The 16266-nt window shown below is 59.8% G+C and carries 14 protein-coding genes; 4 read left to right on the forward strand and 10 right to left on the reverse strand.

Features of this window, described 5'->3' with window-relative positions; genetic code table 11:
• Both NW849_RS08670 and NW849_RS08675 read right to left on the reverse strand, forming a co-directional pair.
• Positions 1 to 534 (reverse strand): NADPH-dependent FMN reductase (locus tag NW849_RS08670; protein WP_414357265.1); only part of this gene is annotated, 534 nt, incomplete at its 3' end.
• A gap of 145 nt (positions 535 to 679) precedes the next feature.
• Positions 680 to 3022: a fused MFS/spermidine synthase gene (locus NW849_RS08675; protein WP_414357267.1), complete on the reverse strand. Its 2343-nt coding sequence runs from the start codon at positions 3020 to 3022 to the stop codon at positions 680 to 682.
• A gap of 268 nt (positions 3023 to 3290) precedes the next feature.
• Here NW849_RS08675 and NW849_RS08680 point away from each other — a divergent pair, with 268 nt between their 5' ends.
• A complete protein-coding gene (locus tag NW849_RS08680) occupies positions 3291 to 4244 on the forward strand; it encodes an alpha/beta fold hydrolase (protein WP_414357269.1) in 954 nt (317 codons plus the stop codon).
• A 66-nt stretch (positions 4245 to 4310) separates the two neighbouring features.
• Here NW849_RS08680 and NW849_RS08685 read toward each other — a convergent pair whose 3' ends face one another.
• Positions 4311 to 4793 (reverse strand): pyridoxamine 5'-phosphate oxidase family protein, encoded by a 483-nt coding sequence (locus NW849_RS08685; RefSeq protein WP_414357271.1) that lies wholly within the window; start codon positions 4791 to 4793, stop codon positions 4311 to 4313.
• Between the two features lie 199 nt (positions 4794 to 4992).
• Here NW849_RS08685 and NW849_RS08690 point away from each other — a divergent pair, with 199 nt between their 5' ends.
• Positions 4993 to 5214: a high light inducible protein gene (locus NW849_RS08690; protein WP_414349692.1), complete on the forward strand. Its 222-nt coding sequence runs from the start codon at positions 4993 to 4995 to the stop codon at positions 5212 to 5214.
• A 579-nt stretch (positions 5215 to 5793) separates the two neighbouring features.
• On the opposite strand, the gene NW849_RS08695 is transcribed toward NW849_RS08690, so the two are convergent.
• The 3 genes from NW849_RS08695 to NW849_RS08705 all read right to left on the reverse strand — a co-directional run bounded on the left by NW849_RS08695 (position 5794) and on the right by NW849_RS08705 (position 10566).
• Positions 5794 to 7980 carry a CHASE2 domain-containing protein gene (locus NW849_RS08695; RefSeq protein WP_414357273.1) on the reverse strand — a complete coding sequence of 729 codons (2187 nt, stop codon included), beginning with the start codon at positions 7978 to 7980 and terminating at the stop codon, positions 5794 to 5796.
• A 106-nt stretch (positions 7981 to 8086) separates the two neighbouring features.
• The gene (locus tag NW849_RS08700) at positions 8087 to 10225 is read right to left on the reverse strand and encodes a polyribonucleotide nucleotidyltransferase (protein ID WP_414349690.1); all 2139 of its coding nucleotides are present in this window, start codon (positions 10223 to 10225) and stop codon (positions 8087 to 8089) included.
• Between the two features lie 59 nt (positions 10226 to 10284).
• Positions 10285 to 10566, reverse strand: a complete 282-nt coding sequence (locus tag NW849_RS08705; protein WP_414357275.1) for a MoaD/ThiS family protein — start codon at positions 10564 to 10566, stop codon at positions 10285 to 10287.
• A gap of 251 nt (positions 10567 to 10817) precedes the next feature.
• Here NW849_RS08705 and NW849_RS08710 point away from each other — a divergent pair, with 251 nt between their 5' ends.
• Positions 10818 to 11732: an arylamine N-acetyltransferase family protein gene (locus NW849_RS08710; protein ID WP_414357277.1), complete on the forward strand. Its 915-nt coding sequence runs from the start codon at positions 10818 to 10820 to the stop codon at positions 11730 to 11732.
• Between the two features lie 71 nt (positions 11733 to 11803).
• The gene (locus tag NW849_RS08715) at positions 11804 to 13444 is read left to right on the forward strand and encodes a 2-isopropylmalate synthase (protein ID WP_414349687.1); all 1641 of its coding nucleotides are present in this window, start codon (positions 11804 to 11806) and stop codon (positions 13442 to 13444) included.
• Between the two features lie 130 nt (positions 13445 to 13574).
• Here the strand turns inward: NW849_RS08715 and NW849_RS08720 are convergent, their stop codons facing one another.
• The 4 genes from NW849_RS08720 to NW849_RS08735 all read right to left on the reverse strand — a co-directional run bounded on the left by NW849_RS08720 (position 13575) and on the right by NW849_RS08735 (position 16141).
• A complete protein-coding gene (locus NW849_RS08720; protein ID WP_414357279.1) occupies positions 13575 to 14603 on the reverse strand; it encodes an ABC transporter ATP-binding protein in 1029 nt (342 codons plus the stop codon).
• A gap of 133 nt (positions 14604 to 14736) precedes the next feature.
• Positions 14737 to 14940 carry a phycobilisome linker polypeptide gene (locus NW849_RS08725; protein WP_011433055.1) on the reverse strand — a complete coding sequence of 68 codons (204 nt, stop codon included), beginning with the start codon at positions 14938 to 14940 and terminating at the stop codon, positions 14737 to 14739.
• Between the two features lie 166 nt (positions 14941 to 15106).
• The gene (gene apcB / locus NW849_RS08730) at positions 15107 to 15592 is read right to left on the reverse strand and encodes an allophycocyanin subunit beta (protein WP_011433054.1); all 486 of its coding nucleotides are present in this window, start codon (positions 15590 to 15592) and stop codon (positions 15107 to 15109) included.
• A gap of 63 nt (positions 15593 to 15655) precedes the next feature.
• Complete coding sequence (locus tag NW849_RS08735; RefSeq protein WP_011433053.1) at positions 15656 to 16141, reverse strand: allophycocyanin subunit alpha; 486 nt, start codon at positions 16139 to 16141, stop codon at positions 15656 to 15658.
• Between the last annotated feature and the right edge of the window lie 125 nt (positions 16142 to 16266).

The following is a 16266-nucleotide window of genomic DNA, read 5'->3' on the forward strand; positions in this document are numbered from 1 at the left end:
TAGCTTCTCGTCTTTGAGATTGCCTTGCTCGTCAAAAGCGTTCCAAGCCCGACCGATGGCGATTTGCTCTGGGATCACCCAGCCATGCACCCAACGCACAATCAAGCGCATCTGGTTCAGGGTATTGCTGTTGCTCTCGCCGCCCAAAACGCTGATTAACCCAAAGACCTTACCCTCCAGTTGCTCAAAACTCAACAGATCCAGTGCATTTTTCAGGCTGCCGCTGATGCCGCCGTGGTACTCCGGGCTGGCTAGGATGATCCCATCCGCCCGCTTCATGGTTGCTCGTAGGACTGCCACATCGGGATAATCCGCATAGGACTCCGAGCCATCCACAAAGGGCAACTTCATCTGCCGCAGATCGAGGATGTGCAACGGGGTCCCCAACTTCTCAAACTCGCGCCGCGCCACCTCCAGCGCCTGGTACGTTAAGGAATTGGGCCGCAGGCTGCCCCCGATTGCCACGAAACGGGCCTCAGAGGCTTCAGCCATGGTGGTTTGAGGATCGACAGTAAGGGCTTGCAGAGGAGACATGAGCCGGGTTCCTGAGCAGACATTAGTTACGTTGCAAACAATCATAACTCATACCAACTCCGAGTTGTAAAGATTTCTTTAACTTTTCTGCTCCCCAACCCTAATGCATTCGCCGAAGCGTTGCATAGCGATAACAGCCGGATTCCTATCCAGAACTGGGGATCTGGATACCTCTCGGCAAAGGGATCCAAGGCCAGCGGATCACCTGCAGCAGGTTGGAAAAGTCATCCCGCCAGACGGGATCCCCGGCTTGGGGCAAAAGGGGCTGCCAGGGATCCGGTTCCTGCATGGCTTTAGGGTTTTTGGCCAAAGGACTCCGCTCCGCTAACACGGTCGCCGTTCGCTCAATGGGCGTAGCCTTAGCGTCGCGTAGCGATAACAGCACCCAGTGGGAAGGGGCCAGCCCCGCCTGTCGTTGCTCAGGGGAGAGATCCCGATGGGCTTGGTGCCAAGCGTGGAGCTGCAGGGATCCGGCCAGGCCAGCCAACAGCGGGGCCAGGTCGAGGTGGCGGTTGGTGATGTTGAAGAGCAGCCAGCCGTGGGGCTTGAGCTTGCTGAGGTAGAGGGCCAAAGCCTCTTGCGTGAGCAAATGCACCGGCACTGCGTCAGAGCTGAAGGCGTCCATCACCATCAGGTCATAGCTGCCCTCTGGGATCCCCTTGAGGCTGAGCCGGGCATCACCGAGGATGACCTGCACCCGCGCCCGCGTCTGGGCCCACCGGAGATAGGAAAAATAGCGCCCCGCCCAATCGGCCACGGTGGGATCCAACTCGAAAAACGTCCACTCATCCCCTGGCTCGGCATAGGCGGCCAACGTGCCGATCCCCAGCCCCAACACCGCAATGGCGGGCGTGGGATCCACAGTCTGGGCTCTGAACGCCGCAAACACCTGCCCAACCGGCCCAGACCGAGAAAAATAGGTCAGCGGCTCCAGCGCTTTTTCCGGGTCCAAGTTTTGGCTGCCGTGTAGAGTGGTGCCGTGCAGAAGGCTGCGGAAGGATCCCTGCTCAGTTTGGTATTCCACGATCCGGTTGAGGCCGAAGGCGCTGCGCTCGCTGTGGATCACCTGCAGTCCCGGCTGCAGCCAGGGTTGCCCCAGCAGCACAACCAACCCCGCCATTGCTCCCACCCAACCGACCTTGGCCTGCCAGCCAGGGGCTCCGCTCTGCTGCTGTGAACGGCTCTCCCCTGACACCAACAGCGCCAGCACCGCCCAGCCCAACGCCAAACCCACCCCAGCGCCCACCTGCAGCAACGCCTGCGGTTGAAAGTGCAACAGCAGCAAAGGCAGGAGCAGCCCCAGCCCCAGCCACAGGCCCACCCGCCCCCCCTGCGCCCCTAGCACGGCCAGCGACATCCCCAGCAACAGGGGATATTCCAGCACCGTCTCAAACACCTGCGGTGCCAAGAGGGCAGAGAACATTCCCCCCAAACTCCCCCCCAAAGCCAGCCACAGGTAAAACTGCGTCAACTGCTCCACCGGCGGGCGACGGCAAGCCAACCGGCTGTGGCAGCCCCAGCTCACCAGCCCAAAGGTGGTCAGATGCAGCGGCAAAAGCAAAAAACCCGGCCTCACCCAGCCCAAGACCTGTGTCCCCACCGCCCCGCAGGCCAGAAGAGCTGTCGTTCCCAAAACCCCCTTATTGGGGTGGATCCCCCCGAAAGCCAGCATGAGTGTCAGCAGATAGATCCCCAGAGGAATGGCCCACAACAGGGGCACTGCCGCCACGTCGGTGGTCAACAAGGTGGTGACCGCCACCAACAGGCCCGCCGGCAAAAAAGCCAGACCCGCCCAGCGCCAACGCTCTCGCCAGGAAACAGTCAAATCCCCCGGAGCAGCGCCGGATCCCTGGGAATCTGCCCCGCGTTCTTGTTGCTCCGCAACGCTGTTGCGACTGAGCAGCAGACCCACCCCGCTTAGCAGCACCAGGGCTGCCACCAGCGCGTAGGATCCCGTCCACAGGAGAGTTTGCCAAGCCAAAGACAGACGAGGCTCCAACACCAGCGGGTACCCCAGCAGCCCGCCCAAGCTGCCGGCATTGCTGGCCACATAGAGAAAATAGGGATCCAAAGCCTCCCGTTGCCCCGCGACCCCTCTTGCCGCCAACCCCCGTTGCAGCAACGGCGTCGTCGCCGACAGGAGAAACAGCGGCACCCCAGCTCCCAAAGTCAAGTTTGCCAACAGAGCGAGAGGGGGCCACCATCCTTCCGGTTGGCCGGGGATCCCCAGCTGAAAGGGCAGAAGCCTCAGCCCGACCAGCAGCAAGATCCCGTGGATCAGCACCCCCATCCTGGGATTGAGGCCGCGCCCCAGCCGGTCTGCCCACAGGTAGCCCAAAAGCAGGGTGGCCTGAAAAAAGGCCAGGCAGGTATTCCACACCAGGGGGGATCCCCCCCACAGCGGCAGCAGCAACTTGCCCACCAACAACTGTCCCCAGAAGAGGCAAAAAGCGCTACCAAACAAGCTGAGGCCAACTAGCCAAACCAAAGCCGACCCACCGCAAAACCCTCAACTGCCAGTATTCCCCACTTTCTCCCGGAAGCTTGAGATGGGATGTTGTAGCCGCTTGGTGGTGCCCCTTGGGATCACCCAACTCAGAGGAAGGCCGATCCTTGTTCCTCGATTCAAGTGCGCCAACGGGTGGAAGGGGGCCACCCTCCGCCAGTACTCTCAGTTGCCCCGATCACAAGGACTTTGTCCCGCTGTCGCGAACGGTTAGGATCGCAACGCTGACTCAAACCTACACTGCACCCCCATGTTGCCATGCAGCGCCAACGCGAACACAGAGCATCGCTGGCTCTGGCGTGACCAGCCCATTCGCTACCAACAGTCGGGATCCACAGGCCCAGCCGTGTTGCTCATCCATGGCTTTGGGGCCAGCAGCGACCATTGGCGGAAAAATTTGCCGGAGCTGGGGCAGCACTGTCAGGTGTATGCGATTGATTTGTTGGGGTTTGGGGGATCCGCCAAGCCTCTGCCGGGATCCCCTTTGCCCTACACCTTCGAGACCTGGGGATCCCTGGTGGCAGACTTTGTCCGAGAGGTGGTGGGCCAGCCAGTCTATCTGGTGGGCAACTCGATTGGCTGCATTGTGGCTTTGCAGGCGGCGGTTCTGGATCCAGCCCAGGTTTTAGGGGTAGCGATGTTGGATCCCTCGCTGCGGCTATTGCACGAGCGGAAACGGGGCCAGGTCTCCTGGCTGCGCCGCCAGTTTACCCCTTTGCTGCAATCCCTGCTGGGGTGGCCCCCCTTTGGTCGTTTCTTCTTTGCTCAGGTGGCCCAGGCTAGGGCCATTCGCAATATCCTCCTCCAAGCCTACGGGCGCAAAGAAGCGGTTACCGAGGAGCTGATCCAGCTTTTGCTCAAACCCGCTTTGGAGCCGGGGGCGGCAGAGGTCTTTTTGGCCTTTGTGCGCTACTCTCAGGGGCCTTTGGCTGAAGATCTCTTGCCTCAGCTCACCTGTCCCGTCTTGATCTTGTGGGGGGAAGCGGATCCCTGGGAACCCATTGCTCTGGGGCGGGCCCTGGCACAGTTTCCTTGCGTGGTGGGGTTCATCCCGTTGCCGGGGGTTGGCCATTGCCCCCAGGATGAAGCCCCCGAGCTGGTCAACCCGCTGCTTTTGGATTGGATCCGGGATCCCACCAAAAAACCTGAAAAAGGAGTTCGTTCCGCCGGGATCCCCTCACCCCCCCTGCAAGAGGAGAGCTAGGAAGTGGCGCAGCAGGAGCTTCCCCGTGCTGGGGAATGGCATGGGCTGCCCTTGGAATCCTCGTACCTACGCCCGACCGAGGTGCTCCAGTCGATCCAGGTTGGGGCCGCTCAGCCGGAATGCCTGGCCAAACCCCTGGATGAAGCTGCCAGCTTTGGGGATGATCTGACAGAAGTGAAAATCCGCCAAGCCCAGGATCATCTCGGCAATCTCGTACTTGGCGCGGTAGAGGGCTTCAAACCCCTGCGCCTGCGCCTCCTCGCGGCTGAGAAACTGGGCTTCTCCGCTCACCATCACCCGCGACAGGGCATGGTTACTGCGGGGATCCCCTGGGGTGGGCGGCTCGTGGATGAGCAGGCTGGCACGGGGATCTGCCCGCAAAGCCTGGGTGTGGCCAGAAAGATCGCTGATGACAATGGCAAAGCGCAAGGGATCCCGCTGCACCACAAAAGGCACCAACGACACCGCCGGGGATCCCTGCTCCAGCACCGCCAAGCTGGCCACCGGCTGGCCATCCAGCAGCATATTTAACTGTTCCAGCACCGACATGGTTGTCCTCCAGTCCCCTTGCTATTATCAGCTCCCCTGTACTGGGACAAGAGCCACAACCCTGCTTACAGGCTGTTCCTGGCCTGGTTGAACTCTGCCCGGCAGCTCGGAACATTGGGCGTCAACAACGTTGTAAATAAAACTTTACAATCCTATGCAAAGCGAGCTACGCTGGTGAAGAAAGCACAAGGAGAACCCTATGACCCGATATCGCTCCGTTGTCGTCGAAGAAGGTGGTCGGCTGAACAACTACGCCATCGAGCCGGAAATGTATGTGGACAGCACCCCCCGCGTGGGCTTCACCGAATATGCAGAGCGCTTGAACGGGCGTTTGGCAATGATCGGCTTTGTTGCCCTGATCCTGTTTGAAGCTCTGTCCGGTACCACCCTGCTCGGCTGGCTGCAATCCCTGGGCCGATAAGCCAAAGAACGCTTCCTAGGAAGAGGGCTGTCTCTAATCGCCGATTGACTGTTCGCGATAGTGGGACGGAGTCCTCACTTTGTTGCACAATTCTCTACAACCTGATGTGCAAACGCTAGGCAGTTGTGCGAGTGTGCAGGGAGCGGGTGGTTAGGTTTATGTTTCTAGACCCCAGCTACCGTTTGAAATGTACCCCAAGCTCTGGGGGAAGTGACATACTCCCATCACTGACCCTACGGGTACAGTGTAGGCTTCTCGCTTCATTGGGGAGCCTACGCAAGAACCCTCTGCGAGCAGACACGGGATGTCCCACCGCGTAGCTGCACCAGATTCCGGCAAAAGCCGTTTTGTGCAACTACTCTCACCATACACCATGTGGGGGTATCTGTATCCCGACACTGACGCTACGGGTACAGTGCGGGGCTTAGCTAACCCCACACCCCGACAAGCTAACGCCTGTGGAGACTCCTCTGGCGGGGTGGTAGGTCTAAAACCTACCGCTAGTCAAGGGTTGCTGAAGCAGGAAGAAAGCAACAGCGCTGAGCAAAAATCTGTTCTGTTCAGTGCTGTGTAGGTTTTTCAGAGCGGCATCTCCCAGTGCAGCTCGACGTGGGTGTGGCCTTCCGGGGTGCGGGTGCGATGCCAGGATCCCTTGGGTAGATAGCGGGCGATGGTGTTCATGGCCTTGCTGCCGTAGCCGCCGCTGAGGCCGGGAGCGTACTCGATACCATCGTTGACCACGGAAAGGCAGCAGTGGCGCTCCGTTTGGGCCAGCGACACTCTGACAAAGGAAGCATTGCCTTTGGGGGGTTGTACATGGGCGATGACATTGCCGATGGCCTCCCGCAAAAAGCGCAAGATGTCTTCTCGCTGATCAAACCACTCACCGGTGTTGGGCTCCTGCAGCGGTTGCAGTTGCCGCTCTACAGATAGCGTTAGGCTGCCCGATTGGATCAGTTCATCCAGATAGATCTCGATGCCGCGATGCAACCCCTCTCGCAAGCTGGGGGAGATGCGCAGCTTGGCGGCTAGGGTGCGCACATCGTTGAGCTGATTCCGGATCCCGCGTCCGATCCTCTCCAGTTGTTCGAGCAGGTGATCGTAGACGGCGGGGTCGGGCGACCTGCCTTGCTGCTGCTGCCATTGCAAGCTCTCCAAGTCGTCCATCACCACCTTCAACTCCTGCAGCTCCCGATCGTGAATGTCGGTGGCTACCCGGTAAAGCAACTTGCGGGCTTGGTCGATAGCTGCCTCCTGTTCGGCCCGACGCAGACGCTCCAATTCCTGCTGTTGGGCCAAGAGCCGCTCCTGATTCTCCACAATGATCAAAGTGAGCAGCAGGCTTACCCCCGTTAGCCCACTGGCCAAGGCTGGCAAGACGAGAGGCCAAACCCAACGCCACAGCAGAAACTGGGCCACAGCCCACCCTTCGTAAACGGCAAGCCCTACCATGGGTCGCAGGAGAAACTGCTGTTGCTTCCAGCCCCAATGGCTCAAAAGTGCTCCGCACCGCTGACGCGAACGTAGGGGGGGACGATAAAGCACCAAAAGCAGTCCCGTTCCCACTCCCAGCAGCAAAACCACCGCAGCCGCCACCCCCTCTGGCACAGATTGGTAGACCTCTCCGGTGAGCAGGCTGGAGAGGACTTGCGCCTGCAACTCCACCGCCGCAATCTGGGATCCATCCGCAGTCCGCACCGGGAAGGTCTCTGGATAGCCGCCCACAAAGCCCACCAGGACAATTTTGTCCCGCAGTTGGTCGGCAACTTCGGGGTCAAGGGGAGGGATCCCTTCTTGGCCGCGGCAGGCTTGGCTGGGGTTGATCATCGGGGCAACAGACCCGGATCCTGCCTGGAGAACAGCTGGAGGGCAAACCCGTTCGATGGGGATGATGGGGATCCCGTGCTGGGAGCCGAGGGGGTTGAATTGAATCGGCTGCAAACCCCGTTCTCGAAACCAGCGGCTGGCCCGCTCCGGGTCGTATTTGGCAAAAGCCAGAGCCTCGACCGAGGCGAACATCTGCTCCTCTTGGCTGTCGCGGCGCAGGTAGAGCCCCCGCAGCTGGGCCTGGCGCAGGATCCCGGCCCTATCCACCCGATATTGCACCACCCCCTGCACATGCTCTGGCGGCACCAGGTACTCCAGCCGCAGAGAAGAGAAGGGCAGAAAATGGTTGTAGATGTTAATCTCGGAGCGGCCAAAGCTCTCGCTGCTGCGGGTGGCCAAGACCAAGCGATCTGGGTAGCGCTGTACCACCTGACGTAGAGGGGCATCTAAGTTCTCGTTGCCCAGGTTTTGAGGTACCACAAAGCTGCTGGGCAGGTTTAGCACCACCACCCTGGCCTCAGCTTCTTCCAGTAGACGCAACGTCAGGCCGGCGTAGTTGGCCCGTTCCAGAAGGAAGTCAACTTGATGTTGGCCAAGGTGCTCTGCACCACTGGTGCGGCCATTGCTTTCCCCCTGTCCGCTGTTCCCGTTAGCGGGAACGTGCTCCGCACCGCTGTCGCGATCGAGTCCTATACGACCATCAATGCCGACGATCACCACCTCGGGAGAAGGCTGCTGAGGGCCACGCCAAGCGTACAGCCACTCCTGGGCGTCGCTCTCCATCCGCACCAACAAAGGATGCTGAGCAGAAAGGTTAAGCAGAGCAGCCCAACCCAAGCCCCAAGCCAACGCCCAGCCCAGCCGCCGCCGGGAGGGGGATGGTCGAGCCGGAGAAGTAGGGCTTTGGCCAGCGAGCAAGTGGGGGATAGAATCCGGCATACTGCAAAGTGCTCCGCAACCCCGACGCGAACGGCACTGCAGACGCGGAGCTAGTTGCCATTCTGGCAGCTGCCGAGGCCCCCGTTGCTGGGGGAAAACCGCAGCCTCAGTGGTGATGGTTGCGCACCCGCGCTGCTTCCTCAGGGCTAATGCCGAGGCGAGTGAGGTTGATACGGCCTTTGTGATCGATGCTGCGCACCTTGACCACCACCTCATCTTCCACAGCCACCTCGTCTTCCACCCTGCCGACGCGGTACTCCGCCAGTTGCGAAATGTGGATCATGCCTTCTTTGCCGGGCAAAAACTCCACAAAAGCGCCGATGGGGATGATGCGGGTCACCTTGCCCAAATACACCTGCCCCTCTTCCACCCGCCGCACCAGATTTTCGATCATCTCCCGAGCGGCTTCGGCTTGCCCCCCCACCGAGGAAGACACGGTGATCGTGCCATCGTCGCTGATGTCCACCTTGGCCCCCGTCGCTTCGGTGATGCCGCGCACCGTCTTGCCGCCAGGGCCGATAATCTTGCCGATATCCTCCGGATCCACCTTGAACGTGAGCAGACGGGGAGCTGTTTTGGCCAACTGGGGTCGAGGGGCGGCAATGGTCTCCAGCATCTTGTCGAGGATGAACTCGCGCCCGGCCTTGGCTTGCCGAATGGCCTGCTCCACCACGTCAACGGTGATGCCGGTGATTTTCATGTCCATTTGCAAAGCAGTGATCCCCGCCCGCGTACCGGCCACCTTGAAGTCCATGTCCCCCAGAAAGTCCTCGATCCCCTGGATGTCGGTGAGGATGCGCACCTCATCCCCCTCCTTAATAAGGCCCATGGCCACCCCGCTGACCGGCGCTTTGATCGGCACCCCGGCATCCATCAGAGAAAGGGTAGAGCCACAGACGGATCCCATCGAGGTGGAGCCGTTGGAGGAGAGCACTTCCGAGACCACCCTCACCACATAGGGAAACTCCTCTTCCTTGGGCAGCACCGGCACCAAGGCCCGCTCCGCCAGCGCCCCATGACCAATCTCCCGCCGCCCCGGGGAGCGTGAAGGCCGCGTTTCTCCCACTGAAAAGCCCGGAAAATTGTAGTGGTGCATGTAGCGCTTCTCATCCACCGGGTGCAAGTCGTCCAGCTCCTGGGCATCGCCGGGGGTGCCGAGGGTGGTAATGGAAAGGACTTGGGTGAGGCCGCGATTGAACAGGGCACTGCCGTGCACCCTTGGGATCAAACCCACCCGGCAAGAGACCGGTCGCACCTCGTCCAGCTTGCGCCCATCCACCCGCACCCCCTCTTGCAGGATCTGCTGGCGCATCAGCTTCTTGAGCAGAGCCTTGAACTGATTGTCCAACTCCTTGGGATTTTCCAGAAGATAGAGCCGCAAGGGATCCCCCTCTGGCCGTTCCTGGATTTGGGCCTCCAGCTTGGCCTTGAGCTCCTCCAGTTGCTGTTCCCGGCTGGTCTTGTCCAAAAACTGCCTGAGAATGGAGCGAATGCCCTCCTGAGCCTGCTCTTCTACAAAGGCAATCAGCTCCTCGTTTTTGGGGGGAGGGGGCAGCTCTACCGGGGTGATGTTGAGATCCGCCAGGACTTGCTGTTGGGCTTTGAGCAGCTCCTGGATGGCCTCAAAACCAAACTCGATGGCCTCCACCACATCCTTTTCCGGCAGTTGGTTGGCCCCGGCTTCCACCATGATCACGCCATCGGCACAGCCGGCCACCACCAAATCCAGATCGCCTGCCTCAATTTCGGCATAAGTGGGGTTGAGGATAAATTCATCCTTGACCAAGCCCACCCGCACCGCCGCCACGGGGCCGTTGAAGGGGATGCGAGCACCGTGAATGGCCAACGAGGCTCCCAAAATACACAACACATCGGGCGGCACCGTATCGTCCACCGAGAGGGTGGTGGCCACCACCTGCACATCATCCCGCAGCCATTCCGGGAACAACGGACGAATGGGTCGGTCTATTAAGCGAGAGATCAAAGTGGCCCGTTCCGGTGGCCGGCCTTCTCGCCGCAGATATCCCCCTGGGATCCGCCCCGCTGCGTAGAGGCGCTCTTCGTAATCGACCAACAAGGGCATAAAATCAACGCCAGGCCGGCCTGGCTGCCGTGTGGCGGTAACCAAAATCGAGGTTTCGCCCGAAGTCAGCCAAACCCCACACCCTGCCTGGGGGGCCATCAGCCCAATATTGATGTCAATTTCCCGCCCATAAAAGGAAATCGACCGAGTGTATTCTGCCATGTAACGCTTCGCCTTCTTTTTTTCTTGCCGCTATCGTAGCATTCTCCTTTTGCTCCTTTTCAGCCCCCGCTGACCGGAGGGATCAGAACGACTTCGTCTCCCGCCGATAGGGGAGTGTCGGCAGCTACAAAATTGAGGTTGAGACCGAAGCGCGTTTGGGAGCGCCAAGGAGCCAAGCTGGGGTAGCGCTGGATCAGTTGATCGCACAGCTGCCCGACGGTGGTACCAGGGCTCACCTGCAGGCGCATCTCGGTTTGTCCGATTACTTCTTGATAGACGGCAAAGAGCTTCAGCGTGATGGGAAAAAGCTCATCGGAGGGCAAATTTTGGGCAGCAGCCATCGGTAGCGCTCCCACCTGCTTTGGACGGTCTTGTAAACTATCTTGGGCAAGCTTGGGCCTGGCCGTCCACCAGAATCCTCTGCCCATCTCCTACTCATCAGGGATCCCTACAGCCACAGAAAAATCGGCTCCGGGGAAAAGATGCCGTCTTTCAGATTCCAGTGAACTGTTCTTCTGGCTCTGGCCGGGGATCCGGGGCAAGGCTAGGGTAGGCCAAAAGCTTGCTTGGCAGCCAACCGGTTTCTGTGCTGATGCTAGAGCCACTGACCCCCTCCCAAATCAGGGCCTACTTGGATCGGATTGGCTACGTTGGCCCCACCCAGCCCACCCTGCAAACCCTCCGCCAGATCCACCGAGCCCACCTGCTGTGGGTGCCGTTTGAAAATCTGGACATTCATCGGGGTCGCGCCATTTGCCTGGAGCGGGATTTCTTGTTCCAAAAAATCGTCCGAGAGCGGCGGGGCGGCTTTTGCTTTGAGCTGAACAGCCTGCTGGCCGCTGCCTTGCAGGGAATGGGGTTTTCGGTACACCTACTCTCAGGACAGGTGAGCCGGTCGGAGTTCGATGTCCGCTTTGGGCCTGAGTGCGACCACTTGGCTGTGCAGGTGAACATTGGCGATACAGCCTGGCTGGCAGATGTGGGGTATGGGGAGGCCTTTCGCGAGCCGTTGCGGCTGGGGGATCCCGGGATTCAAGCCCAGGCTGAAGGACGCTACCGCCTCACCCCTTGGCCAGGGGATCCCACTGCTTGCCGTTATTGGCTCATTCAGCGGGAACAGCCGGATCGCACCTGGAAAACTCTGTTTCTTCTGGATCGGATCCCACGCTCCCTGCAGGAGTTCGAGCCGATGTGCCACTTTCACCAAACTTCGCCAGAATCGATGTTTACTCGGCTGCGCCTTTGCACCCTGGCCACTCCGACCGGACGGGTCACCCTCACCGCCCGCGCCAATGGCTCTTTTAAGTGGATCGAGACCACCCCAGAAGGCCGCTGGGAACGCCCTCTCAGGGATGAGAAAGAGTATGAACAACTGCTCGCCTGCGCCTTCGGGATCTGCCTTCCCCCATCTCCTGCCGCCGCTGGGGATCCCAGGGGAAAGGTTGCAAGACCCAAGCCCAATGACGTCTCAACAGAGCCCACCCAAATCTTCCCCAAACAAGGCTAGAACCCCTGCCAGTTAATGTCCCAGTTAATGTCAGAATAATGAGGTAGTGTTTCGTTATCCCAGTAACCGTTATGGATGCTGCCGCGGTCGCCGGGTTTGATGGCCAAGCTTTGGATCATGTACTCATTTTCGACACCACCCTGCGAGACGGGGAGCAGTGCCCCGGCGCCACCCTCAACACCGAAGAAAAGCTGGCCATTGCCCGGCAGTTGGCCCGGCTGGGCGTCGATATCATCGAAGCGGGATTTGCCTATGCCAGCCCCGGTGACTTCGAGGCTGTGCAGAAGGTGGCCGAGCAGGTGGGAACGCCCGATGGCCCCGTGATTTGCAGCCTGGCCCGCGCCCTCAAGCCGGACATTGAGGCAGCCGCTGCAGCCCTAAAGCCCGCTGCCAAGCCCCGCATCCACACCTTCATCTCCACCTCCGACATTCACCTGAAGTATCAGTTGCGCAAAACCCGCGCCGAAGTGCTGCAAATTGCCGAGGAGATGGTGGCCTACGCCAAGTCCTTCGTGGAGGATGTGGAGTTTTCCATGATGGATGCCACCCGCTCTGACCCAGAGTTCCTATACCAGGTCATCGAGGCGGCCATTCGGGCGGGGGCCAAAACCATCAACATCCCCGATACCGTCGGCTACGTCATGCCGGAGGAGTTCGGCCAACTGATCAAGGGCATCCGCGAGAACGTGCCCAACATCAAGCAAGCGATCCTTTCTGTGCACGGCCACGACGATCTGGGCGTCTCGGTGGCCAACTTCTTGGAAGCGATTAAGCAGGGCGCCCGTCAGGTGGAAGTGACGGTCAACGGCATTGGTGAGCGGGCCGGCAACACAGCCCTGGAAGAGTTGGTGATGGCCCTGCATGTGCGGCGCAGCTACTTCAACCCCTACTTCGGCCTGCCGGTGGACTCCGAGAAGCCCCTCACCCACATCAAAACTCAGGAGATCTATCGCACCTCGCGCCTCGTCTCCAACCTCACTGGCATGTTGGTGCAGCCCAACAAGGCTATCGTCGGCTCCAACGCCTTTGCCCACGAATCTGGCATCCACCAGGACGGCATGTTGAAGAACCGCCAGACCTATGAGATCATGGATGCCCAGACCATCGGCCTGCAATCGAGCACCTTGGTGTTGGGCAAGCACTCGGGCCGCAACGCCTTTCGCACCCGCCTCAAAGAACTGGGGTTCGAGCTGTCGGAGCAGGATCTGAACAAGGCCTTCTTGCGCTTCAAAGAGCTGGCTGACAAGAAAAAAGAAATCTCCGACCTGGATCTGGAAGCGATTGTTAACGACGAAACTCGCCCGGTGCCCGAACTCTACCGCCTGGAGCATGTCCAAGTGGTGTGTGGCAATCGAGAGGCTCCCACTGCCACGGTGCGCCTGGTAACCCCGGAAGGGGAAGAGCGGGTGGACGCTGCCGTGGGCACAGGCCCGGTGGATGCGGTGTACAAGGCCATCAACCGCATTGTCAATATCCCCAACAAGTTAATCGAGTTTTCCGTCCAATCGGTTACCGCTGGCATCGACGCCATTGGGGAAGTCACCATCCGCCTGCGCCACGAAGACCGCATCTTTTCCGGCCATGCCGCCAACACCGACATCATCGTCGCTTCGGCCCAAGCCTACATGAATGCCCTCAACAAGCTCTACTCTGCGCTGCACGCGGCACGCTCGACGGCTGACCAGCGCGAGGCTGCTGCCCAGAAGATCTGAGGGAAGGGTTAGGGAATCCCAGTCGTTTCCAACAAAGCTGGGATCCTTCGCTGCTGACCCTCACCCCCAGCCCCTCTCCTCTTGGGGAAGAAGGGAGCCCACGCTCAACCTAACCCTGTTGCAAATGACCCTATGGGCTGGCCGAAGGGATCCCATCCGCAAACACCCGCCCGATCACTTCCTCGATGGGCGGGTCGGTTACCGTTAGATCCAGCACATCCAGCTCTGCCAAGAGCTTGGCCACCGTTTGGGTGAGCTGCTCCCGCTGCACCCACAGCCGCGCCTCACAGCCGCCGGCCTCTCCATCCGTGCGCACCTCTCCATAGAGCTGCAGTTGAGCCACAGGGCAAGGGCGAGCCAATTTCAACCTCACCTCTCGGTAGGGGGCAAAGCGCTCCAGCAATGCCTCGAGGTCGCCATCGTACATGAGCTGCCCCGCGTTGATGACCAGCACCCGTTGGCACAGCGCAGTAATATCGGCCATGTAATGGCTGGTCAACAGCACCGTTGCTCCATAGCGGCGGTTGTAATCCCGCAGAAATTGCCGCACGCCGGCCTGGGCGTTGACATCCAACCCCAAGGTGGGCTCGTCCAAAAACAAGATCTGCGGGCGGTGCAACAGAGCCGCCAACAGCTCCGCCTTCATCCGCTCCCCCAAGGAAAGCTTGCGCACTGGTTGCTTCAGCTTGCTTTCTAGGTCGAGCAGCTCCGCCAGCTCCCCCACCCGCTCCCGAAACTCCTTCTCAGGGATCTCGTAAACGGCAGCGTTGATGCGCAAAGAGTCCATTGCCGGCAGATCCCAAATGAGCTGCTGCTTCTGCCCCATCACCAGGGTGATCTGCCGCAAAAACGCCGGCTCCCGGCGGTAGGGCACATGGCCGACCACCTGCACCGTGCCGCCGGACGGATAGATCAAACCAGTCAACATCTTGAGGGTAGTGGTCTTGCCCGCCCCGTTGGGCCCCAAAAATCCCACCATCTCCCCCGGCTGAACTTGAAAGCTCACGGACTGCACCGCCGGGATGTGGCGATAGGTGCGGCGAAAAAAGTGGCGCAGGGTGCCAACCACTCCGGGATCCTTGACGGCCACTGGATAAACTTTGCTCAGGTTGTGGGCGGCAATGATTGGCTCCAACCGGGTCGGCACATCAGTTGACATCTGTCCTTACCCCCACGAAATAGCCAGACCCGCTACCCCAACCCCAAGAACAGAGCTTCCAGAGCTGGGCATACCGGATCTGCAGAGGGCTATTTCTCAGTATCCGAGGGAAAGCAACGAACGAATAGGGGAACTACAGCAGTCCTACGTCCATCCCGGGCTTACCCGTGGCCAGCTCCACCTTCAGGATGCGGCCACCCGATTTCTGGATGCGCTGCTGTTCCCGAAACCAGTTCTCATAGGGCACCAGCTTGGTGAAGTAGGTATTTTGCAGCTCCCGCTGGGTGCGAATTCGGGTTTGGCTGGGCACACAGGCCGTGATCTTGAACATGCGCATGATATGGGATCCCCGCTCAACAACAAAATGGGCTATCTTGACCAGCAAAACAGGCGACTCACCCCAGAAAGCTCGCGTACTTCAGCTAGCACACCAGATCCCTGTGGCAAATCGCCCGCCGTGCTCGTTGAAGAATGCACCTCCCCTGAGGCAATGACGCCGGGAGTTAGCTCAGGCCAGAGCAGATGTAATCGAAGTACACCCCCATTTCCTTGCCGGCCTCAGCACCCACCAGAGCAGCAGTTACCTCTTTCATGGCTTGGATGGCCTGGATGGTTGCCCCAATGGGCACTCCCAGGGAATTGTAGGTCTCCTTGAGCCCGTTCAGCACCCGCTCGTCCAGAATGGAGGGATCCCCGGCCAGCATGGCGTAGGTGGCGTAGCGCAGGTAGTAGTCCATGTCGCGGATGCAGGCAGCATAGCGACGGGTGGTGTACATGTTGCCGCCAGGACGGGTGAGATCAGAGTACAGCAACGCCTTGGCAGCAGCATCCTTGACGATGGTGGAGGCATTGGCCGCGATGGTGGCAGCCGCCCGCACCCGCAGCTCGCCTGTGGCGAAGAAGGCTTTCAACTTCTCCATGGCCGAGCTGTCCAGATACTTGCCTTGAACATCGTAGCTGTTGATTACAGCAGTAATTGCGTCTTGCATGATGAGCTTCCTAAATCCAAATCGACGAACAGCAAAGGGTTGTGCGGCAAAAACAATGAGGGATTAGCTCATTGCCCCCACCACAAAGTCGAAGTAGTAGCCGGCTTCAGCCGCATCGTCAGGAGAGAGCAGACCCATGGCCACCTGCTTCATTTGACGAATGCTCTCGGCCACCGCCGGAATGGGTGTGCCCAAAGAGTTGTACATCTCGCGAACACCCACCAGGCCGATCTCTTCGATTGGGGTGACATCGCCGGCAATGATGCCGTAAGTGATCAGGCGCAGGTAGTAGTCCATATCCCGCAGGCAAGTCGCCGTCATCTCTTCCCCGTAGGCATTGCCCCCCGGAGAAACAATGTCGGGGCGCTTCTGGAAGAGTTGGTCGGCAGCTTGTTTGACGATGCGCTCACGAGACTCGGTTAAGACTTGAGCAATGCGCAACCGCTTCTCGCCCGAGGTGACAAAGGACTTGATCCGATCCAGTTCCCCCGGGCTGAGGTAGCGGGCCTCCGCGTCCGCGTTCACAATCGATTTCGTAACAACACTCATGGATATCCATCCTCAAGTCGATTTTTTAAAGAGTATGACGAGCATACCCGCAAGCTATTTTCCGATATGCTTGCCGTCTGCCATCTCAGATCTTCACACTTCTTAAAATCTCTCCCAGAAAAGGG

This window comes from Synechococcus sp. R55.3 (assembly GCF_047461975.1).
Lineage (GTDB): Bacteria > Cyanobacteriota > Cyanobacteriia > Thermostichales > Thermostichaceae > Thermostichus.